The organism is Bacillus sp. Pc3, assembly GCF_000815145.1.
Lineage (GTDB): Bacteria > Bacillota > Bacilli > Bacillales > Bacillaceae > Bacillus > Bacillus velezensis.
This window is the reverse complement of the sequence record NZ_CP010406.1, coordinates 1,801,092-1,821,317: the sequence shown is the minus strand read 5'-3', so window position 1 is coordinate 1,821,317 and position 20,226 is coordinate 1,801,092. Positions and strand designations below refer to the sequence as shown.

Sequence of the window (20,226 nt, the reverse complement as noted above, 5' to 3'; positions counted from 1 at the left end):
GGAAGTGAACATTATGGAAGAAAAGGATTTGGCAAAGCTGATAGAACAGTACCGGCATACAGGGGATCAGCAAATGCTTGAAGCCGTGCGGGACGCATGCCGGCCTGTCGTTGAGGCGCTCATCTCAGAACTGGCTGAAGACAGCGCCGATCTTCTGCGGGCAAAAGGCCGTGACCGTTTTCCGTTTATTATCGGCAAGTATCAGACCGCGGCCGGCCTTTCGCTTGAGACCTTTTTGCGCAACACATATCGGTTTTATTTTCAGCAGGTTTTAAAAGGCGAAGCGTGACTGGAAGAAAGAGTACGGACGGAAATGTTCATCTTTCGCCCGTTTTCCTGTATGATATAGTAGAGTGTGCGATCATTAATATAATTGAACAGGGTGTATAAATCATGGAAAAACAATATAGAGTTTTACTTTATTATAAATATGTAAAGATTGATGAGCCTGAGGAGTTCACGGCTCAGCATTTGAAGTTTTGTAAGGAGCTCGGTCTGTTAGGCCGTATTTTGATTTCTGAGGAAGGCATTAACGGTACGGTGTCCGGAACGGTTGAACAGACGGAACAATACATGAATGCGCTGAAAGCTGATCCGCGCTTTGCCGACATGCCGATCAAAATTGACGAGGCTGACGGACATGCATTCCGCAAAATGTTTGTGCGCCATAAAAAAGAATTGGTGACGCTTCGTCTCGAAGATGATGTTGATCCGAATGTCACGACGGGCAAGCATTTGAAACCGAAAGACTTTTATGAGCAAATGCAGGATCCTGACACGATCGTGATCGACGCCAGAAACGACTATGAGTATGATCTCGGTCATTTCCGCGGAGCGGTCAGACCTGATATTGAGGCGTTCCGTGAGCTGCCGGACTGGATTGAAGAGCATAAAGACATGCTTGAAGGCAAAAAAATCCTCACGTACTGCACAGGCGGCGTACGCTGTGAAAAATTTTCCGGCTGGCTGCTGAAGAAGGGCTTTGAAGACGTGTCCCAGCTTGACGGCGGTATCGTCACTTACGGTAAAGATCCTGAAGTGAAAGGGCAGCTGTGGGACGGACAGTGCTACGTGTTTGACGAAAGAATCAGCGTACCGGTCAACCGCGTAGAGCACGTTATCATCGGAAAAGACTATTTCACGGGCGAGCCGTGCGAGCGTTATGTGAACTGCGCAAATCCGGCATGTAATAAAAAAATGATCTGCACACCTGAGAATGAATACAAATACATGCGCAGCTGCAGTCACGAATGCCGTACGAACGAACGCAACATGTATGTGAAAGAGCACGAAATGACTCAGGAAGAAATCAATGAACGCCTTGCTTTGATTGAGAAAGAGGATCATGCGGCGATTGATTAATAGAAAAGACCACCAATAAGGTGGTCTTTTTTGTGTTTACATACTTTCTGTCCGGGCGGTCTGGTCTGCCGTGACGGGTCCTTTATATTTGAATGCTTTTTCCCACTTGGACACGACGATGCAGGCGACCGCATGGCCGGGCACGTTGACGCCGGTTCTCGCCATGTCCATGACGCGGTCGACACCGGCAATGATGGCGACGCCTTCCGCGGGGAGACCGACGGCATTCGCTGTCGCCAGAAGGACGACGAGTGAGCCTGACGGGACGGCGGCAATGCCTTTGCTTGTCATGACGAGGACAAGCATCATCAGAAGCTGCTGAGAAAGCGGCATCTCTACATGAAACGCCTGCGCCAGAAAAATACAGGACACCGATAAATAGAGGCTTGAGCCGTCACAGTTCAGCGATAAACCTGACGGAACCACAAAGGAGACGACCCGCTTCGGACAGCCGTATTTCTCCATCCGATCCATCAGCTGAGGCAGAATGGTTTCTGTGCTTGTCGTGGAGAAAGCGATCAAAAACAGATCCCAAATCATTTTCAGCACTTCAAAGTATTTGATTTTAAAGATAAGCCCCACGATCGGAAACAGAACGAAGAGTATCAGGAACAGCCCGAGGAACACAGTGCCGATCAGCTTCAGCATCGGAAGCAAAAGCGCGATTCCGAATTGCCCGACAGAGGCGGCCATCAGGGCGAGAACGCCGATCGGAGCGGTGACCATTACCATTTGCGTCAGCTTGAACATAATATTTGCCGTGGATTCGAAGAAACTCATGACAGGTGCGGAGGCTTTGCCGATGCCGGCTGCGGCAACACCGAATAAAATCGCGAAAAAAATGACGGCGAGAAGATCGTTTTTCGCCATGACGTCAATGATGTTAACGGGGATAATATCAAGAAGCATTTGTTTCAGGTCGACTACTTTTTCCGTATAGCCGGAAAGCTCGTGAATATCTTTTTTAGCAAGATGAGAGAGGTTAAGTCCGACTCCCGGCTTCAGCACGTTCGCCAATAACAGACCGAGCGCCAGAACAAGCGTCGTAATCACTTCAAACCAAATAATCGTTTTGATGCCGAGACTGCCCATCTTTTTCATACTGCCGCTGCCGGCGGCTCCGATGACAATGGTTGAAAACACGATCGGCACGACAATCATTTTAATCAGGCGGATAAATCCGTCTCCGACGGGCCGCAGCGCCATCCCGAAATCCGGGAAGAAATGGCCGATCAATGCTCCGATGGCTAAAGCGATCAAAATCTGGAATGCGATAAATTTTTTCAAGCGAATCCCCCTTTTACTTGCGCATTTCATACGTAATTCGTGAAGCAGGCGGCAACCACCTTCCTATCCGCCATAAATTTGTCACATGATTGACTGTGCGAAAGAAAGGATTGCTTTACATTATGTAAGCGCAATCATTCAATATGACAGAAAGTCCTCATTGAAAAAAATCAAGCAGAATAAAATAAAGTTAGATTTTCGTTTGAAAATATCAAAAATTTTGATAATTATCCCCTTATAAGTGGTATATTTGATATGATACGGTCAACTGCATCCTCATATATCTGTGCATACACGATTCAGGCAGAGAAAACAGGCAGCTTATAAAAGACTGAAAATTTTAACAATTATAAGAAAGGTGTGCTTTTGTTGAATCAACTGATTGAAAGACGTAAGGTCACAGCAAGAAAAGAAAAACCGGACTCCGCTTCATTGGGGTTTGGCAAGTACTTCACAGATTACATGTTTGTCATGGATTACGAAGAGGAGAGAGGGTGGCATGATCCGAGAATCACCCCTTATGAACCGGTCCATCTGGATCCTTCCGCATCGGTTTTCCATTACGGGCAGGCCGTATTTGAAGGGCTGAAGGCTTACAGGTCAGAAGACGGACGGGTGTTGATGTTCCGTCCTGACCAAAATATAAAACGGCTGAATAAATCGTTACGGCGGATGAGCATGCCGCCTCTTGACGAGAAGCTGGCACTGGAGGCATTGATACAATTGGTGGAGCTGGAGCAGGAATGGATACCGATAGAAAAAGGAACCTCTTTATATATCCGTCCGTTTGTAATTGCGACTGAGCCTTCTTTAGGCGTCCGGCCGTCAAAGCGTTACAAGTTCATGGTTGTTCTGACGCCTGTCGGTTCGTATTACGGCGATCAGCTGAAACCGATCCGAATTTATGTGGAGGATGAGTATGTGCGTGCCGTCACCGGCGGAGTGGGCGACGTCAAAACGTCCGGAAATTATGCGGCCAGCTTACAGGCTCAGCGGAAAGCCGAAGAACTGGGGTATGATCAGGTGCTTTGGCTCGACGGGGTGGAAAAGAAATATGTCGAAGAGGTAGGGAGTATGAATATCTTTTTCATCATAAACGGAGAGGCCGTAACGCCGGCGTTAAACGGAAGTATTCTCGGGGGCATCACACGCGCATCTGTGATAGAGCTGTTAAAAAGCTGGGGCATCCGCGTAAGGGAAGAACAGGTCGCCATTGATGACATCTATGAGGCTGCGATGAGAGGCGAGGTGTCAGAGGTATTCGGTACGGGAACCGCGGCCGTCATCTCGCCGGTCGGCGCGCTGCACATTCACGGAGAAACGATTGAACTGAATAACGGTTTGATCGGTGAAGTGTCAGAAAGGCTCTATGAAACGATTGCCGGCATCCAAGTCGGGAAGGTGCGGGATTCGTTCAGGTGGGTGGTTGAAGTATAAATGAAAAAAGAACCCTTGCGCTGCAGGGTTCTTTTTTTGGTTATTGGGATTTTACGGCTTGCACGCGGGCTCTGCTTTTCCGGTTTTTCAAGTAATAAGCGGTGTAGCAAACGGCCATAAATGCAATTCCGCAATAAAGGGCGATGGCCTGGTTCGGATCAAAAGCGATGCCGATACAGGAGGCGAGGCACAGGAGAAAGGCCGCTATCGGTACGGCCGGATATCCCGGCGTCCTGTATTTCAAGTCTGAAGGCTGGTGCCCTTCTGTAAGAAACCGTCTTCGGAACAAAAATTGCGATGCGGCGATGCTCATCCACACAGCCACTACCGCAAATCCTGAGACGGAGACGAGAACAAGATAGACTGTATCCGCTGCAAATACGCTTGACAACAACGACAGAATGCCGCCGATCATACTGAAGATCAGAGCGTTAAAAGGAATGCCTTTAGAGGTCAGCCTGGCAAAGGCGGGATGAAGCTCCCCTTCTTTAGACAGGGACCACAGCATACGTGATGACGCGTACAGCCCTGAATTGGCCGCAGACAGTAGCGCCGTTAAAATGACGAAATTCATCAGATCGGCCGCATAAGGCACGCCGACTCTGTCAAATACCGTGACGAACGGGCTTTCAATCACACCGGCTTCCTTGATGGAGATCATCCCTGACAGCACAAAAATCGTTCCGATAAAGAAAAGCGCCAGCCGCCAGACTGTGGTCTTAATGGCGCGCGGAACGGTTTTTTCCGGATCGGCGCTTTCCCCGGCGGCGATTCCGATCAATTCCGTCCCTGAAAAAGCGAAGTTTACTGAAAGCATCGTCATCAGTATCGGGAAAAAGCCATTTGGAAAAAGGCTGCCGCCATCCGTAAAGTTCGATAGCATAGGTGCGGCCTCACCGCTTTTCATCGGGACGATGCCGAACATCGCCGCTCCGCCCAATAAAATAAACAGTAAGATGGCTAAGACTTTAATGCTTGAGAACCAAAACTCCGATTCAGCAAAAAATTTCACGGAGAAGGCGTTTAATAAAAAGATGAAAAGAGCGAATACCGCACTCCACATCCAAACTGAAGTATGCGGGAACCAACGCTGCATGAAAAGCCCGGCCGCCGTGAATTCAGAGCCCAGCGCCACCGCCCACGTCAGCCAGTACAGCCATGCGACCGTAAAGCCCGTCGCCGGCCCGATATAGGTCTTCGCATAGGTGTGGAATGCGCCCGTCACCGGCATGGCCACTGACAGTTCACCAAGGCAAAGCATGACAAGATAGACGATGCCCGCGCCCAAAAGGTAAGCGAAAATGGTGCCCGCCGGACCCGCCTGATGAATGGTATACCCAGAGCTTAAAAACAGCCCCGTTCCGATCACACCTCCGAGTGATAGCATAAAGAGGTGTCTGCTTTTCATACTTCTCTGAAAATTCGTCTCGTTCTTGTTGTTCATTGTTTTCCAACTTTCTGCGAGGGCCGTCCTAATAAAAAATCTCATGCCGGCGAACGGCACGAGATTCCGGCGAACCGGCTTTTTGAATAGAATATACAAACTATTCCGATTAGTCAAGTTGTTTTTAAGGTCTTGGCCCAATCGGCAATGGCCTGAATGTCCGCAGGTTTCGTCCGGCAGCAGCCTCCGATCAGGCTCACGCCGTTTTCGTACCAGCCTTGCGCGCTTTTTCCGAAATGGTTTTCGCACGCTGCGCCTTTCCAGGTTTTTGTCACTGGGTCATATTGTTCGCCGGAGTTCGGATAGGCGATAATCGGTTTGGATGCTGACCGTTTGATTTCTTCTATCAGCGGCGGAATATGTTCAATCGGTGTGCAGTTGATGCCGATCGCTGCGATTTGGCTGCAGGAGTCAAGCAGGGCCGCGCATTCGGAAATTGGCGTGCCTTCGCTGATATGCCGTCCGTCTTTGGCGCTGAAGCTGATCCATGCATAAGTGCCGGGGAATTCCTCCAGCAGCCTTGTGATCGCTTTTGCTTCTGACAGGCACGGAATGGTCTCACAGGCCAAAAGATCGGCGCCGGATTCTATAAGGGCTTTCATCCGGGGGCGGTGAAAGCTGATCAGCTCATCCTCCGTCAGTCCGTAATGCCCGCGATATTCTGAGCCGTCAGCGAGGCTCGCGCCGTAAGGCCCGATAGAAGCGGCGACCAAAGGTTTGGGCCGGTGTAAACGGTTTTCTTCATGCGCCCAAAATTCATCGCGTGCTTGTGCGGCAAGTTCAACAGATGTCTGAATGAGACGTATCGCATCGGTTTCCGGGATGCCGCGCGCTGCAAATCCTTCAATTGTCGATTGATAACTGGCGGTGATCGCGCAATCAGTGCCTGCGGCAAAATATTCTGCATGCACCTGTTTGATCAGTTCTGGCCTCTCCAAAAGAATTTTGGCCGACCACAGATCATCATGTAAATCACAGCCCATCCGCTCAAGCTCGGTTGCCATCGCGCCGTCTATGATCATAACCGGGTATTCATTTAATATTTGTGTAATGGGATTCATAGGCCTTCCTTTCTGACTTTACTGAAAATATATAAAAAGGGTAATGGACGCTATTCTCTTTGTCAATGAACCGGCAGAAAAAAGGTGTTCAGGACGCTGCCCGAACACCTTTTGTTTAGGAAATGTGTTTGCCTTTCGCACTTTTCGCGATGTCTGAATACTCCCAGCAGTCGATCCCATCATCATCAGGGAGCACATCTCTGTAAAAGACGGGGTCTTTTCCGGCTTTCTTTTGCCGGACATAATCGCTCAAAGCGGCAAACGCTTTTTTCGACAGAAGGAAAATCGCGATTAAGTTCACAACCACCATTAAGCCCATGAATAAGTCAGCCATATCCCACACAAGCTGGACTTTGGAAATACAGCCGAACAGTACCATTCCGAGCACGCAGATGCGGTAAATGAACAGCCATTTTTTGTTCTGGCTTAAAAATCCGATATTGGTTTCTCCGTAATAATAGTTGCCCATCAGAGCACTGAAGCCGAACAAAAGCATTAAGACGGCAAGGAAACCTGACGCCCATGCGCCGACATGATCGCTCAAGGCGGCCTGAGAAAGCGCGATGCCGCTCAGTCCCGGCTGGTGATACGCGTCTGAAAATAAAATGATAAGCGCCGTGCTTGTACAAATGACGAGCGTATCCGTCAGGACGCCGAATGCCTGAATGAGCCCCTGTTTCACCGGGTGGCTCGTTGTAGCTGTCGCCGCTGCGTTCGGAGCGCTTCCCATACCCGCTTCATTTGAGAAAATCCCGCGCCTTACACCTTGCATCAAGGCCGCACCTAAAGCGCCGCCCGCTGCCTGATCAATGCCGAACGCATTTTTTACGATTAGCGACAGAACGCCGGGCAATTGGGTGATGTTCGTCAGAATGACAAAGAAAGCGACACCGATATATAAAACGGCCAAGACGACTACGATGTATTCCGCCATTTTCGCAATTCGTTTGACGCCGCCGAAGATTACGCCGCCGAAAACCACGATTAAAATAATGCCCAATGTAAGCCGGCTGGTGCCGAATGCGTTTTGAAAGGCGACGCTGATCGTATTGGATTGAACGGAATTAAAAACTACCCCGAATGACAGTGTGATTAATACGGCGAACAGCGCGCCCATCCAGCGTTTCTTCAGGCCCTTTTCCATGTAATAGGCCGGGCCTCCGCGGAATCCGTTTTGATCTTTTACTTTATAAATTTGGGCCAGCGTGCTTTCAACAAAGCTTGAAGCCGAACCGATGACTGCGATAATCCACATCCAGAAAATAGCGCCCGGACCGCCGAGTGCGATCGCAATGGCGATTCCGGTAATATTCCCGGTTCCGACACGCGCCGCCATACTGATGCAAAATGCCTGAAACGGGGAAATGGTGTTTTTTGTCCGGGCGGCCGCGCCTTCCTTCAAAACCCGGATCATTTCCTTCAGCATGCGGACTTGCAGACCCTTTGATCTGAACGTAAAAAACAGTCCCAGAGAAAGAAGCAGTACGATTAACAGTTTTGACCATAAAAAATCATTTGCCGAGCCGATTACATTTTCAAGGAATTCCTGCATCCAATCACCTCTTGGTTCGTTTGATTAAAAAATACTGAGCTCCCACTCCTGTGCGATATGTTTCAGCAGCATGCCGCCGGTCAGGCTGTTGCCGTATTCATCAATGGCCGGACCGTAAATGCCGATGCCGCAGCCGTTATGAAAAGGCTGTTCTCTTCTGGCGCTTGGGGGAACCAATGCCATAATGCCGCCGGATACCCCGCTTTTGGCCGGGACGCCGACGAAAGCCGCATATTTGCCTGACGCATTGTACATTCCGCACGTCAGCATCAGGGCTTTGGCGAGTTTCGCGACATCTTTCGGAATGACCTGTTCCCGTCGGATCGGATGGTAGCCGTCATGCGCAAGTATCAATCCGATTAAAGCGATGTCCTCGGTTGTACCCTCCATGGCGCACTGCTTTAAATACACTTCAAGCGTTTCTTCCACATCCGCCTCTAGAAAGTTCGTTTCTTTTAAATAGTAGGCGAGCGCTCTGTTCCGATGCGCGGTCTGCCATTCAGAACGGAAGACCTCCTCGTGAATGTGAGGCCGTTTTCCTATTAATTTTTCAAAAACGGAAAAGAGATATTCTAATTTATCATGCGCCGTTTCACCCGGAAGCAGCGAGGCGACGGTAATGGCGCCGGCATTGATCATCGGGTTGAAGGGCTTCCCGGGTTTATGGATTTCAAGCCGGATGATAGAATTAAACGCATCACCCGTCGGTTCCACGTCCACACGATCCAGCACGTAAGAAATGCCTCTGTTCATGCAGGCGGCAATAAAGCTGATGACTTTTGAGATGCTCTGCAATGTGAACGGGACATTCCATTCACCGGCATGAATCATTGAGCCATCCGGCTCTAATATGCAAATGCCCAGCTGAGAGTCGTTGATTTCTCCGAGGGCGGGTATATAATTTGCGCTTTTTCCATTGACGGAAAACGGTCGGTAATGCTCGACCCAATCTTGTAAAAGTGAAGCCAGTTCCTCTTTTTCAAGGCGCTCTCTGACCATATCTTTCATAACATTCCTCCTCTATTGCAAGCCTGTCCGAAGCGGAAACCGGTCTTGGAAAACGTTTTCAAAAATAGCGTGTTCCATGTTAATGTATAATGACATCTACAGAATCATACAAAATACGACAAAATCATTCTTAAAATAAGCCGATAGATTTATAAATCAGCCGGAGTGTCCCGCCATTCGGGTCTAAAGAAATTTGCGGACTGTATCGGTCTTGTTCAAAATAGACAGAAGAAGGAAGTGATTATGATCAGGCTCGACTATTTACTGAAAAAAGACGGCTATCTTTTCGCCCTTATGCTGATCACCGTGCCGTTGGCGGGGGAACTGAAATTTTACCCCCTGAATGAGGTATATCGGATCAGCTTCGGCGCCCCGGCTTTTTTCTTTTTTCTGCTGCTGCTTCGGCATGTGCCGGCAGTATTGTCAGGGCTGTTGACAGGTGCAGCCGTTGTGGCATTCCGGATCGGCCTGGCGTGCTGGGGAGGAGAGCATGCCGGCTTTACGGAGGTTTTTTTCAGCCAATATCCCAGTTTCTTTTTTTACTTTACATATGCCTGCTTGTTTTATGTGCTGAAGGTCAGGCTTTTTTGGGATCGGCCGCTTATGATCGGTTTTCTCGGTTTTCTCATTGAAATTGCGTCCGATGCCGTTGAAATGACGGTTCAGTTTTCCGGCGGCCGGCAGATTATGATGCCGGACAAGCTGGCGGATATTGCGGTTATCGCTGTTTCTCACACATTTATTGTGCTGAGTTTTTTCAACGTGATGAAGCTGCACGAATCTCAGGTCAGGGAAAAACAAACGAGAAAGCAGCATGAGCACATGCTGATGATTGTGTCCAACTTATATGAAGAAACGATTCATTTGAAAAAAACGCTGAAAACGACGGAGCATGTGACGAAAGAATCCTATCAGCTATATCGGGAAATGAGCGGGAACGACCGGGAGCTCGGGAGCCGAATGCTGCGCCTTGCGGGAGAGATTCATGAAGTGAAAAAAGACAATCAGCGAATATTCGCCGGCCTGTCGAAGCTGATTTCCAATGAGAGATTCCGGGATTACATGAATGCCGCCGCTCTGGTCGGCATCGTCATCCGAATCAATGAAAAATACGCCGAATCTTTAGGCAAGGACATTCAATTCCGGAGCGTGATTGAAGGAGAGCATCCCGATTATCACGTCTTTACCGTCCTGTCGATCTTAAATAACCTGACCGCCAATGCCGTCGAAGCCATGGGAGACAGGGGTGAGATCCGCCTCGCGCTGCGCAGGACGGAAGGAGAAAAGGCTGAATTTCAGGCGGAAGATGACGGTCCCGGCATTCCGGAAAAAATCGGAGAGGTCGTTTATGATCCCGGGTTTACATCCAAATACGATGAATTCGGCACACCTTCAACGGGCATCGGGCTTACTTACGTGAAGGAAATTGTAACTGAACTTGAAGGAGACATTTCCTTTCATAACAAGCCAAAAGGCGTCATATTTACGATTAAACTGCCGGTGAAGCATTTGATTGCAGAAAGGATGAACTCATAATATGCGTTTTTTTATAGCTGATGATGACCGGGCGATCCGTTCCATTTTAAAACAGATGATCGAGGACGAGGACTTAGGAGAAGTCGTCGGTGAGGCAGAGGACGGAAGCCAGATTGAAGGGCATTATCTCCATTTTAAACAAGTCGATATTTTATTAATTGATCTGCTGATGCCGGGTCGGGACGGGATTGAGACGATCCGGCATCTTCAGGGATCGTACAACGGAAAAGCGGTGATGATATCGCAGGTGGAGGCAAAGGAAATGGTGGGAGAAGCTTATTCTCTCGGCATCGAATACTTTATCCACAAACCGATCAACAAAATCGAGATCGTCACCGTTTTGGGAAAAGTAAAAGAGCGGATTGAACTGGAAACCTCGATCGGCGACATCCAACACTCGTTAAGCCGTCTTATTCAGCGGAATGAGCCGAAAAAAAGCGGGCCGGGGGGGATGCACGAGAAATCAATCAAAGAAACAGGAAAATTTCTTTTATCGGAATTAGGCATCGTGGGAGAAAGCGGGGCGCATGACCTCATGGCCGTCCTTCACTATTTATTTGAGGATGAACAGGCGGAAAGAAACATCCCGTCTTTAAAGCAGATGTTTACAAACGTCGCCATCCGGAAGCTGGGGCCTGCGGCGGCACAAGCCGAGGTTAACAGGGAAATCAAAGCCTCGGAACAGCGGATCAGAAGGGCCGTCATTCATTCGTTAAACCATTTCGCTTCATTGGGCACAACTGATTTTTCAAACCCCAAATTTGAATATTACGCCTCGAAATTCTTTGATTTCCCCGCTGTCAGCAAGAGAATGAAAGAAATGCAGGCTAAGGAAACCGTGCCGCTTTCTCCGGTTAAAGTGAATATGAAAAAATTCATTCACGTCTTCTTTTTGGAGGCGAAAGATTTACGCGAAGGATCAAAATTTGTCAGCGGAGGCAGCCGGTAAGCTGGCTTTGGAAAAGATGGCAAACGTGGATAAATGACAGTTCGTACTGGCCTGATTTTTCCGCGCTGATCCATGGCGACTTGCATCCTCCGCATATTTTGATCGGCGAAAATCAGCGTGTGACGGGTCTCCTCGATTGGACGGAGGCAAAGGTTGCCGATCCGCCCAAGGATTTTGTCCTTTATCAAGTGATATTAGGAGAAAAAGAAACAAAACGGCTGATGAAGAGCTGCGAAGCTGAAGGCGGGCGCGTCTGGCCGAAAATCCAGGAGCATGTGACAGAATGGCAGGCCGCTTACCCTGCGGAAACGGCGAAGTTCGCGCTTCAGACGGGGCAAGAGGAGCATATGCAAATGGCGCGGGACATGCTCGGCCTGACCGATCCGAAAGGTTATTGACTTCCGCCGGATGACAGCGTATGATACATTTTAAAATAAAAGAACGGATGAACAATGCTGAGGAAGAGTAAGTACGCATCAGCGCGCGGGGTTCAGAGAGCCGGTGGCCGCTGTGAACCGATCCCCGTCCGGTGCCGAATGGGCTTCTGAATTGCTGCGCTGAAATGACAGTAGGCGGTGCCGGGATTCTTTCCCCGTTATCAAGAAAGGAGTATTGAAACCGTGTGTTTCTGTACTTTTTGAGAGAATGGCTCTTCAGCCGTTAATAAAGGTGGCACCGCGAAAACCTCGTCCTTTGATGGACGGGGTTTTTTGTATTGTTAAGGAGGTGATGGCCATGGAAAGTGACTGGAGACGGACAGACAATCAAAAAGGAGGGATATTCATGGTGATCGCAACCGACGATCTTGAGCTCACGTGTCCGCATTGTGAAGGAACCGGCGAGGAGAAAGAAGGGACGCCCTGTCCGAAGTGCGGCGCGAAGGGCGTCATATTGACCGCTCAAGGAAACACGCTGCTGCATTTTATCAGAAAGCATATTGATCAGTGAAATCAAACGAAAAAGGCCGTTATCCGGCCTTCAGGCTGTCGAGAAAATCTCGACAGCCTTTATGTTTCTCTTGTCATAAAATAAAAGAAAGACTGAAAAAACGGTGTCTTTTCATTCTCATGTTCCACACAAGAAATTTTTCTCGAAACACAGCCGAATTCGTTCTGTTTGACCAACTCGTCGAAGAGGATCACCTTCTTCGAAAAATTGATAAATACATAGACTTCTCTTTCATCGTTGAAAAGGTCAAACCTTACTGCAGCGCTCACTTGATCCGCTGATCTTATTCAAAATGATGTGGAAGATTGCCACATACCCAGCCAAGCAAGGCTAGGCATGCGGGAGTGCTTTTTCTGCACCTGAAATCAAATGAATATGTAAAGAAACAGCACAAAACAAAAAAGCTTGTAGAAAAACATCATTTTCTCTACAAGCTGCTTTTTCATTCTTCAAAATAAGGATTCACATGGATGAGCACTTCTTCAACATCTGAAAAGTGTCTTTGGATTTCATTTCGGATTTCGCGGGCAATATCGTGTCCCTGCTTAATCGTCAAATCATGATCCAAAGATAACCGGACATCAAGCAATTTATAGTGGCCGTGTTCTCTTGCTCGGATTTTATCGAGCCGTTTGACTTGAGGGCAGTGCAAAATAACGGCTTTATATTCCTCTATCAGTTCGGGATCAACACTTTTTTCCATGAGAACGTCAACAGACGGCCTGATTAATTCCATTGAAATCTTAAAAATGAGGTACGCCACGATGACACTGGCAATTGCATCGGCGTACAACAGATAGGACCATCCGCGTGTGTTCCCGATAATCGCCAATAGGACGCCGATAAAAGCGGCAAGAGAGGCAACGATATCGCCTTTATGATCGTATGCAATCGCTATAATCGCTTTACTGTTCCATTTTTCCCCTTGTTTGATCGAATAACGATATAAGATCTGCTTAGCCGCGTAGGATATCAGAGCCGCAAACAATGCGCTGTATTGCGGGATGCTTGGACCTTCAACAAAGGACGAAATCGCTTCTATCAGAATATACACGGAAACGAGCACTAATATGATTCCTACAATCGCTTCGCTGATGACCTCAGCTTTGCCATGCCCGAAAGGATGGTCTTGATCGGGCGGCTTATTAGAAATGCCGATGACGGCCAGGACAGCAATTGAAGCCGCGACATCCGCTGCAGAATGTATACCGTCGGCAAAAACTGCTTCACTATCGCCTATCAGTCCAAAAAAGATCTTTCCTGCCATTAAGATCAGATTGGCTATCAATGCAATCAAAGCAACTTTTTTGCTTATTTGTTCTCTTTCACTTGTCATTTTTTCCTCCTATAAAACTGCACAAAAAAATAGAGGCGCTTTTGATTCGCTCTCCGTATCCTTTCTTGTGTAATCACTTTGCTTATCGTACCAATTCAGTTTCGAGTGGGTCTATAGCAAGGTTGTTTCCTGTTTACTAATAAATAAGGTGACAGAAAAAAAGTTGGAGCAGGGCTAAACAGTACACAGACAAATTGGGGCTGAATTAAAAAAAGAACTGTTGACATTTGAGTATTTATCTTTTATCATTATCTCGAATTCGAGATTTTTTAATTCAAGATAATTTAATTAGAGTGCAGGATAAGAACCTGCCGATCGTTTGAATCACGAAAAGATCAGTGAAGAGAACGTTTCGTTTTTTAATCATACGTTATTTGATTTTTTATACGATAATATCTCGAATTCGAGATAAAAGGGGTGCGAGAGAAATGGCTGAATTTGTACAGCTAGTGAATGAAAGAAGATCTGCAAGCAACTTTCTTCCAGAACATCCAATCACAAGAGATGAGCTCAACGAAATGTTTGAATTGGTTGCGTTGGCTCCATCAGCTTTTAATTTGCAGCATACAAAATATGTGACGGTTCTTGACCCGGATGTAAAAGAAAAGCTGAAGCAGGCCGCAAACGGACAATATAAAGTGTTTAGCTCATCAGCTGTTCTTTTGGTTTTAGGGGATAAGCAGGCATATCAGCAAGCGGCTGACATCTATGAAGGATTGAAGATGCTGGGGGTATTAAATAAACAAGAGTATGATCACATGGTTCAAGACACCGTTTCGTTTTATGAAAACAGGGGAGAACCATTTAAGAGAGATGAGGCGATAAGAAATGCTTCACTTTCTGCGATGATGTTTATGCTGAGTGCTAAGGAAAAAGGCTGGGACACCTGTCCGATGATAGGGTTTGATGCTGAAGCCGTGAAACAGATTTTGAAGATAGGTGATCAATTTGAGGTCGTCATGATGATTACAATCGGGAAAGAAAAAATAGAAAGCAGAAGGCCGCGCGGCTACCGAAAGCCTGTGAATGAGTTTGTGGAGTATATTTAACTATTTGTAAAGGAGCAAATAAAAATGGCGAAAAAAACGATGGGCATCCATCATATTACGGCAATTGTCGGTCACCCTCAAGAGAATGCTGATTTCTACGCTGGAGTGCTGGGGCTGCGATTGGTTAAGCAAACGGTCAATTTTGATGATCCGGGTACGTATCACCTTTATTTTGGGGATGAAGGCGGGAAGCCGGGAACAATCATCACATTCTTTCCGTGGGCGGGCGCCCGCCAAGGCATCATTGGAGACGGACAGGTTGGTGTGACATCTTACGCCGTGCCGAAGGGTGCCGTGGCGTTTTGGGAAAAGAGACTTGAAAAGTTCAACATTCCATACACAAAAATCGAGCGTTTTGGAGAACAATATATAGAATTTGATGACCCGCACGGTCTGCACTTGGAAATCGTGGAAAGAGAAGAAGGAGAAGCCAATACGTGGACGTTCGGAGACATAACCCCGGATGTTGCCATTAAAGGCTTTGGCGGTGCGACCCTGTTATCAGCACAGCCTGAAAAAACAGGTAAACTGCTAGAAAACATCATGGGGCTTGAGCGAGTCGGTAAAGAAGGAGACTTCGTTCGTTATCGTTCTGCCGGTGATATCGGAAATGTGATTGACCTTAAGTTAACGCCTATCGGCCGCGGGCAAATGGGTATCGGCACGGTCCATCACATCGCTTGGCGGGCTCAGGATGACGAAGATCAATTAGATTGGCAAAGGTTCATTGCTGCGCACGGATATGGTGTAACTCCTGTTCAGGATAGAAACTATTTTAATGCAGTTTACTTCAGAGAACACGGGGAAATCTTATTTGAGATCGCAACTGATCCGCCGGGCTTTGCCCATGATGAGTCACAAGAAAAAATGGGCGGAAAACTGATGCTCCCTGAGCAGTATGAACCGCACCGGGCACAAATTGAACTAGGGCTGCTGCCGTTTGAAGTGAGAGAATTAGATTGATTGATAGATGAACGTGAAGCATGAAGAAAAATAACAAGACATACATTTAACAGATGTTTGCTGGAAGCGACTGTTGGTAAACAGCTGCCTTGCAGACATCATATAATATGAAAAATAAGGAGAGATAAAAATGGAAGATGCAGGACTATTACTTATTCGAATCATAATTGGTGTGGTGTTTCTGTTTTATGGATCACAAAAATTATTCGGCTGGTTTGGCGGATACGGAATTAAAGGAACCGGACAGTGGTTCGAGTCAATTGGAGTTAAACCGGGCAATGCCGCGGCCGCTTTATCAGGTCTCGGGGAACTCGCAAGCGGAATTCTATTTATTTTAGGTGTTTTCCTCCCGCTCGGAGCTGCTATTATAACGATTATTATGTTAGGTGCCATCGTAAAAGTCCATGGAGCGAAAGGATTTGCCAACGGTGCCGGCGGTTTTGAATATAACTTGGTGCTGATTGCAGTCTCCATCGGAGTTGCACTCATCGGTTCAGGGGCGTACGCTTTGCATTTTTAATATAAGTATCTAAGAACAGTTACTGAAAAGCGGTAACTGTTCTTTTATTTTCAAGCACAACGTTCAGGTGCTCTGAATAGCAAAAAAGCGGATATGTTCAATATAAATGTGTATAGTGGATGTACGCGTATTGATGAGCTTGGTCATGAAAGACGAGCCGATTTGGAGGAGGGTTTTGATGAAAGAGATGGCAGAATTACATTCATTAGATTCTATCGAGAATTTTATTAAACAGCATCAATTCAGTTTTATCTACATTTCAAGACCCGCCTGTACAGTATGTCACGCTGTTCTGCCGCAGCTCAGAAACGTATTGGATCAGTTTCCGAATATCAAATTGGGGCATATCAATGCTGACGAGGTAGAAGAGGTGGCCGGCAGATTTTCAGTCTTCACTGTCCCCGTGCTTCTTTTGTTCATTGATGGGACTGAGTTTCTGAGAGAAGCCCGCTTTGTTCATTTTGAACAGCTCGAAGAAAGGCTGAAAAGGGTTTATCAGTTATATCAAGATGTATAAAGCGTTTATACTTTACAAATAAAAAGCCCCCTTTAAAGGGGCTTTTATCCGGCCTTTTTTACGTTATTCGGACCGGGGTTCTAAAAAACGGGACCCGCCCAAGTCTTTTCTCATCAGATAGATATGGAAAAAATATTCTCCGACGGCGATGATGACGGCGGAAATAAGAGCGGCAAACGCCAGTCTTCCTCCGGAAATGCCCATGGACAGCGGCATTCCCATCAGCCAGACAACAAGAAACGCGATTCCGAAATCAGCGGACGCCGCCGTGATATTATTCCATCTTGGAAGCACGTACAGGTCGCCCGTAAAGTAGGAAACGGCTCCCAGCACAATGGTCATCAGCAGCACGTCGCCGAATGTAAAGCGAAAACCTAAGCCGAGTATCAGGTACAGAATAATGATGGTCATAATGCCTTTAATGGCAAGCGCTTTAATGTGTTCCATGCGAATTCCTCCTTATGGAAATCATGTTAATATGTTTCCTCATAACGTGAAATATAAACCCTTTTTTCGTGAACATTTGTTTTCTGGCTTTTGTCTGTCATCACTGGGCCGCGGCTGAATATGATGAAGGGAGAAAATACGGGAGGTGTCATGATGGCAGTCGTAAAAGCGTCGAGCGCCGATCTGGATCTAATGGCAAGGCTGCTCAGGGCGGAAGCGGAAGGCGAAGGGAAGCAGGGAATGCTTTTGGTCGGCAATGTGGGAATCAATCGGGTGCGGGCGAATTGTTCTGATTTTAAAGGCCTGCGCACCATCAGGCAGATGGTGTTTCAGCCGCACGCGTTTGAAGCGGTGACTCACGGATACTTTTACCAGAGACCGCGTGAATCCGAGCGGAGGCTTGCCCGCCGGACGATTAACGGAGAACGGTTTTGGCCGGCTAAATTCAGCCTGTGGTATTTTAAGCCTCCGGGCAACTGCCCGCAGACTTGGTATGGCCAGCCGTTTGTCGCCAGATTCAAATCCCACTGCTTCTATCAGCCGACAGGTGAGACGTGCGAAAACGTGTACAATACATTTTAATCCCGGGCGCACCGTTCTGAGAATGAACGGTGTTTTTTTAATTTTTTGTGAAGAAAAATAGGAAAAAAGTGCGCTTGACGGATGACAAGCCAAAAACAAACAGAGGGGGTTTTCTCCCGGCGGGGCAAGGTTTGTCGAAACAATGTGAAAAATGTCTCCCGCCGTCCATTTTTCAGCCTTACAAACCCTTCACACTTCTTCATAGCGGTTTAACATTTCTTTTTTATAATAAGGGCGATCAATGAGACGAAAGGGGAACTGACATGACACATGACGGCCGTTTAGATGAATGGATCAAGGAATTGGAGAACAAAAGCTTTCAGAACAATACGTTTGACCGCCGCGCATTTATACAGGGCGCCGGGAAAATCGCCGGTCTTTCCCTCGGGTTAGCGATCGCGCAATCCATCGGCGCGTTTGAAGTGAATGCCGCTCCGAAATTTTCAAACTATCCGTTCACCCTCGGCGTAGCCTCCGGCGACCCGCTGTCTGACAGCGTCATTCTCTGGACGCGTCTTGCCCCTGACCCGCTGAATGGGGGCGGCATGCCGAAGCAGGCCGTGCCGGTAAAATGGGAAATCGCCGCTGATGAACATTTTCGTCACATCGTCAAACGCGGAACGGAAATGGCCAAGCCGAATCTCGGACACTCCGTCCATGTCGAGGCGGACGGGCTTAAGCCCAATAAAGTGTACTATTACCGGTTTAAAAGCGGGCATGAGCTCAGTCCTGTCGGCCGGACGAAAACGCTGCCCGCTCCCGGTGCTGACGTATCCGCCATGACGTTTGCATTTGCTTCATGCCAGCAGTATGAACACGGCTATTATACGGCGTATAAACATATGGCGAAGGAAAAGCTTGATCTCGTGTTCCATCTCGGAGATTACATTTATGAATACGGACCGAACGAATATGTGTCAAAAACGGGAAATGTCAGGACGCACAGCAGCGCTGAAGTGTATACACTGTCAGATTACCGCAACCGTCATGCCCAATACCGCTCTGATGCCAATCTGAAAGCCGCCCACGCCGCATTTCCGTGGGTCGTGACGTGGGACGATCATGAGGTGGAAAACAATTATGCCAATATTATCCCTGAAAAAGGCCAATCCGTTGAAGCGTTTGTGCTCAGGAGGGCCGCAGCTTATCAGGCTTATTATGAACACATGCCGCTCAGGCGCATGTCATTGCCGAACGGTCCTGATATGCGGCTGTACAGGCAATTTTCTTATGGCAATTTAGCATCGTTCAATGTGCTTGATACAAGACAGTACAGAGATGATCAGGCCAACGGCGACGGGAATAAGCCGCCTTCTGATGAGTGGAGAGATCCGAAGCGTACATTGATGGGGACAGAACAGGAGCAATGGCTCTTCGGAAATTTAGCCGCCTCAAAAGCGAAGTGGAATGTGCTGGCGCAGCAAATCTTTTTCGCGCAATGGAATTTCGGAACAACCGCCAATCCGATATACAGCATGGATTCATGGGACGGCTACCCGGCTCAGCGGGAGCGGGTCATCAATTTTATAAAAAGCAAAAACCTGAACAATGTCATCGTGCTGACGGGTGATGTTCACGCAAGCTGGGCGTCAAACCTGCATACCGATTTTAATCAAACGAATTCAAAGATTTTCGGAGCCGAATTCGTCGGAACTTCCATTACATCTGGAGGAAACGGAGCGGATAAACGGGCCGATACGGATCAGATCTTAAAACAAAACCCGCATATTAAGTTTTTCAACGATTACCGCGGCTATGTCCGCTGTACGGTGACCCCTGCCCAATGGAGAGCGGATTACAGAGTGGTGCCGTACGTGACGGAGCCGGGGGCTGAGGTATCCACGCGGGCTTCATTCATTTATCAGAAAGACCAGACGGGGATTCGGAAGGTCTCTCAAGCTGCGGTTGCAGGCGGTGTAAAGCAGTCAAATGAGGTGGAAGAGGATCGTTTCTTCGCCCATAACAATGCGCATGAAAAGCAAATGAGAAAGAAACGGGCCAAAATCTCACAATAAGGAGGCACACTCATGTTTTCTAATATCGGCATTCCCGGGTTGATCCTGATCTTCGTCATCGCTCTCATCATTTTCGGGCCTTCAAAGCTTCCGGAAATCGGCCGTGCCGCCGGCCGCACGCTGCTTGAATTTAAAAGCGCCGCAAAAACACTGGTCTCAAATGAAGAGCCGGACAAGCAGACGGCTGAGAAAGACAAAACGGCAGGCTGAATC

General features: G+C 47.8%; 20 protein-coding genes, 2 pseudogenes and 1 other annotated feature. Of the genes and pseudogenes, 15 read left to right on the top strand and 7 right to left on the bottom strand.

The window, feature by feature from the left end; genetic code table 11:
- Positions 1-13: 13 nt before the first annotated feature.
- Positions 14-289, top strand: a complete 276-nt coding sequence (locus SB24_RS08440) for a hypothetical protein (RefSeq protein WP_033575125.1) — start codon at positions 14-16, stop codon at positions 287-289.
- Between the two features lie 104 nt (positions 290-393).
- On the top strand, positions 394-1,362 hold the full coding sequence (trhO, locus tag SB24_RS08435) for an oxygen-dependent tRNA uridine(34) hydroxylase TrhO (protein WP_007609165.1): 969 nt from the start codon (positions 394-396) through the stop codon (positions 1,360-1,362).
- Between the two features lie 36 nt (positions 1,363-1,398).
- Here trhO and gltP read toward each other — a convergent pair whose 3' ends face one another.
- Positions 1,399-2,649, bottom strand: coding sequence for a glutamate-aspartate/proton symporter GltP (gltP, locus tag SB24_RS08430; protein WP_007409006.1), 1,251 nt, complete (start codon positions 2,647-2,649; stop codon positions 1,399-1,401).
- A gap of 369 nt (positions 2,650-3,018) precedes the next feature.
- Here gltP and SB24_RS08425 point away from each other — a divergent pair, with 369 nt between their 5' ends.
- A complete protein-coding gene (locus SB24_RS08425) occupies positions 3,019-4,086 on the top strand; it encodes a branched-chain amino acid aminotransferase (protein ID WP_033575126.1) in 1,068 nt (355 codons plus the stop codon).
- A gap of 40 nt (positions 4,087-4,126) precedes the next feature.
- Here the strand turns inward: SB24_RS08425 and SB24_RS08420 are convergent, their stop codons facing one another.
- The 4 genes from SB24_RS08420 to SB24_RS08405 all read right to left on the bottom strand — a co-directional run bounded on the left by SB24_RS08420 (position 4,127) and on the right by SB24_RS08405 (position 9,151).
- Positions 4,127-5,530, bottom strand: coding sequence for an amino acid permease (locus tag SB24_RS08420; protein ID WP_162624348.1), 1,404 nt, complete (start codon positions 5,528-5,530; stop codon positions 4,127-4,129).
- Between the two features lie 113 nt (positions 5,531-5,643).
- A complete protein-coding gene (gene mmuM, locus SB24_RS08415) occupies positions 5,644-6,591 on the bottom strand; it encodes a homocysteine S-methyltransferase (protein WP_033575128.1) in 948 nt (315 codons plus the stop codon).
- A gap of 115 nt (positions 6,592-6,706) precedes the next feature.
- The gene (locus tag SB24_RS08410) at positions 6,707-8,143 is read right to left on the bottom strand and encodes an alanine/glycine:cation symporter family protein (RefSeq protein WP_007409010.1); all 1,437 of its coding nucleotides are present in this window, start codon (positions 8,141-8,143) and stop codon (positions 6,707-6,709) included.
- 24 nt (positions 8,144-8,167) lie between these two features.
- Positions 8,168-9,151, bottom strand: coding sequence for a glutaminase (locus SB24_RS08405; protein ID WP_007409011.1), 984 nt, complete (start codon positions 9,149-9,151; stop codon positions 8,168-8,170).
- A 243-nt stretch (positions 9,152-9,394) separates the two neighbouring features.
- Between SB24_RS08405 and SB24_RS08400 the strand changes: the two genes are divergently transcribed.
- From SB24_RS08400 to SB24_RS20410, 5 genes and pseudogenes are all read left to right on the top strand, one after another.
- The gene (locus SB24_RS08400; protein ID WP_039252882.1) at positions 9,395-10,687 is read left to right on the top strand and encodes a two-component system sensor histidine kinase GlnK; all 1,293 of its coding nucleotides are present in this window, start codon (positions 9,395-9,397) and stop codon (positions 10,685-10,687) included.
- Between the two features lies 1 nt (position 10,688).
- On the top strand, positions 10,689-11,636 hold the full coding sequence (locus tag SB24_RS08395; RefSeq protein WP_039252880.1) for a glutamine utilization two-component system response regulator GlnL: 948 nt from the start codon (positions 10,689-10,691) through the stop codon (positions 11,634-11,636).
- Between the two features lie 5 nt (positions 11,637-11,641).
- Positions 11,642-12,034, top strand: a pseudogene (locus SB24_RS08390) (phosphotransferase); the annotation flags it as partial.
- A gap of 48 nt (positions 12,035-12,082) precedes the next feature.
- Positions 12,083-12,333 (top strand) — a binding site (T-box leader).
- An 86-nt stretch (positions 12,334-12,419) separates the two neighbouring features.
- Positions 12,420-12,584, top strand: a complete 165-nt coding sequence (locus SB24_RS08385) for a tryptophan RNA-binding attenuator protein inhibitory protein (RefSeq protein WP_007409016.1) — start codon at positions 12,420-12,422, stop codon at positions 12,582-12,584.
- Positions 12,585-12,697: 113 nt separating this feature from the next.
- Positions 12,698-12,885: pseudogene (locus tag SB24_RS20410) on the top strand (IS5/IS1182 family transposase); the annotation flags it as partial.
- 141 nt (positions 12,886-13,026) lie between these two features.
- Here SB24_RS20410 and SB24_RS08375 read toward each other — a convergent pair.
- The gene (locus SB24_RS08375) at positions 13,027-13,920 is read right to left on the bottom strand and encodes a cation diffusion facilitator family transporter (protein ID WP_007409018.1); all 894 of its coding nucleotides are present in this window, start codon (positions 13,918-13,920) and stop codon (positions 13,027-13,029) included.
- Between the two features lie 428 nt (positions 13,921-14,348).
- Here SB24_RS08375 and SB24_RS08370 point away from each other — a divergent pair, with 428 nt between their 5' ends.
- The 4 genes from SB24_RS08370 (at position 14,349) to SB24_RS08355 (ending at position 16,969) form a co-directional block, all read left to right on the top strand.
- Positions 14,349-14,969 (top strand): nitroreductase family protein, encoded by a 621-nt coding sequence (locus tag SB24_RS08370; RefSeq protein ID WP_033575131.1) that lies wholly within the window; start codon positions 14,349-14,351, stop codon positions 14,967-14,969.
- A 24-nt stretch (positions 14,970-14,993) separates the two neighbouring features.
- Complete coding sequence (locus tag SB24_RS08365) at positions 14,994-15,932, top strand: ring-cleaving dioxygenase (RefSeq protein ID WP_033575132.1); 939 nt, start codon at positions 14,994-14,996, stop codon at positions 15,930-15,932.
- Between the two features lie 130 nt (positions 15,933-16,062).
- A complete protein-coding gene (locus SB24_RS08360) occupies positions 16,063-16,452 on the top strand; it encodes a DoxX family protein (protein ID WP_015239089.1) in 390 nt (129 codons plus the stop codon).
- Positions 16,453-16,630: 178 nt separating this feature from the next.
- On the top strand, positions 16,631-16,969 hold the full coding sequence (locus SB24_RS08355; RefSeq protein ID WP_015416731.1) for a thioredoxin family protein: 339 nt from the start codon (positions 16,631-16,633) through the stop codon (positions 16,967-16,969).
- Between the two features lie 63 nt (positions 16,970-17,032).
- Here SB24_RS08355 and SB24_RS08350 read toward each other — a convergent pair whose 3' ends face one another.
- On the bottom strand, positions 17,033-17,416 hold the full coding sequence (locus SB24_RS08350; RefSeq protein ID WP_003156684.1) for a DUF2512 family protein: 384 nt from the start codon (positions 17,414-17,416) through the stop codon (positions 17,033-17,035).
- 153 nt (positions 17,417-17,569) lie between these two features.
- On the opposite strand from SB24_RS08350, the gene SB24_RS08345 reads away from it, so the two are divergent.
- The 3 genes from SB24_RS08345 to SB24_RS08335 all read left to right on the top strand — a co-directional run bounded on the left by SB24_RS08345 (position 17,570) and on the right by SB24_RS08335 (position 20,223).
- On the top strand, positions 17,570-17,998 hold the full coding sequence (locus SB24_RS08345; RefSeq protein ID WP_015416732.1) for a cell wall hydrolase: 429 nt from the start codon (positions 17,570-17,572) through the stop codon (positions 17,996-17,998).
- Between the two features lie 263 nt (positions 17,999-18,261).
- Positions 18,262-20,013, top strand: a complete 1,752-nt coding sequence (locus SB24_RS08340) for an alkaline phosphatase D family protein (RefSeq protein WP_033575133.1) — start codon at positions 18,262-18,264, stop codon at positions 20,011-20,013.
- Positions 20,014-20,025: 12 nt separating this feature from the next.
- Positions 20,026-20,223 (top strand): twin-arginine translocase TatA/TatE family subunit, encoded by a 198-nt coding sequence (locus SB24_RS08335; RefSeq protein ID WP_003156681.1) that lies wholly within the window; start codon positions 20,026-20,028, stop codon positions 20,221-20,223.
- Positions 20,224-20,226 lie beyond the last annotated feature (3 nt).

What these genes read in the sequence shown, in the direction of transcription:
- SB24_RS08440 (WP_033575125.1), top strand. Translation starts at nt 14, where the DNA reads ATGGAAGAAAAGGATTTGGCAAAGCTGATAGAACAGTACCGGCATACA.
- trhO (WP_007609165.1), top strand. Translation starts at nt 394, where the DNA reads ATGGAAAAACAATATAGAGTTTTACTTTATTATAAATATGTAAAGATT.
- SB24_RS08420 (WP_162624348.1), bottom strand. Translation starts at nt 5,530, where the DNA reads ATGAACAACAAGAACGAGACGAATTTTCAGAGAAGTATGAAAAGCAGA.
- mmuM (WP_033575128.1), bottom strand. Translation starts at nt 6,591, where the DNA reads ATGAATCCCATTACACAAATATTAAATGAATACCCGGTTATGATCATA.
- SB24_RS08410 (WP_007409010.1), bottom strand. Translation starts at nt 8,143, where the DNA reads ATGCAGGAATTCCTTGAAAATGTAATCGGCTCGGCAAATGATTTTTTA.
- SB24_RS08405 (WP_007409011.1), bottom strand. Translation starts at nt 9,151, where the DNA reads ATGAAAGATATGGTCAGAGAGCGCCTTGAAAAAGAGGAACTGGCTTCA.
- SB24_RS08400 (WP_039252882.1), top strand. Translation starts at nt 9,395, where the DNA reads ATGATCAGGCTCGACTATTTACTGAAAAAAGACGGCTATCTTTTCGCC.
- SB24_RS08395 (WP_039252880.1), top strand. Translation starts at nt 10,689, where the DNA reads ATGCGTTTTTTTATAGCTGATGATGACCGGGCGATCCGTTCCATTTTA.
- SB24_RS08385 (WP_007409016.1), top strand. Translation starts at nt 12,420, where the DNA reads ATGGTGATCGCAACCGACGATCTTGAGCTCACGTGTCCGCATTGTGAA.
- SB24_RS08375 (WP_007409018.1), bottom strand. Translation starts at nt 13,920, where the DNA reads ATGACAAGTGAAAGAGAACAAATAAGCAAAAAAGTTGCTTTGATTGCA.
- SB24_RS08370 (WP_033575131.1), top strand. Translation starts at nt 14,349, where the DNA reads ATGGCTGAATTTGTACAGCTAGTGAATGAAAGAAGATCTGCAAGCAAC.
- SB24_RS08365 (WP_033575132.1), top strand. Translation starts at nt 14,994, where the DNA reads ATGGCGAAAAAAACGATGGGCATCCATCATATTACGGCAATTGTCGGT.
- SB24_RS08360 (WP_015239089.1), top strand. Translation starts at nt 16,063, where the DNA reads ATGGAAGATGCAGGACTATTACTTATTCGAATCATAATTGGTGTGGTG.
- SB24_RS08355 (WP_015416731.1), top strand. Translation starts at nt 16,631, where the DNA reads ATGAAAGAGATGGCAGAATTACATTCATTAGATTCTATCGAGAATTTT.
- SB24_RS08350 (WP_003156684.1), bottom strand. Translation starts at nt 17,416, where the DNA reads ATGGAACACATTAAAGCGCTTGCCATTAAAGGCATTATGACCATCATT.
- SB24_RS08345 (WP_015416732.1), top strand. Translation starts at nt 17,570, where the DNA reads ATGGCAGTCGTAAAAGCGTCGAGCGCCGATCTGGATCTAATGGCAAGG.
- SB24_RS08340 (WP_033575133.1), top strand. Translation starts at nt 18,262, where the DNA reads ATGACACATGACGGCCGTTTAGATGAATGGATCAAGGAATTGGAGAAC.
- SB24_RS08335 (WP_003156681.1), top strand. Translation starts at nt 20,026, where the DNA reads ATGTTTTCTAATATCGGCATTCCCGGGTTGATCCTGATCTTCGTCATC.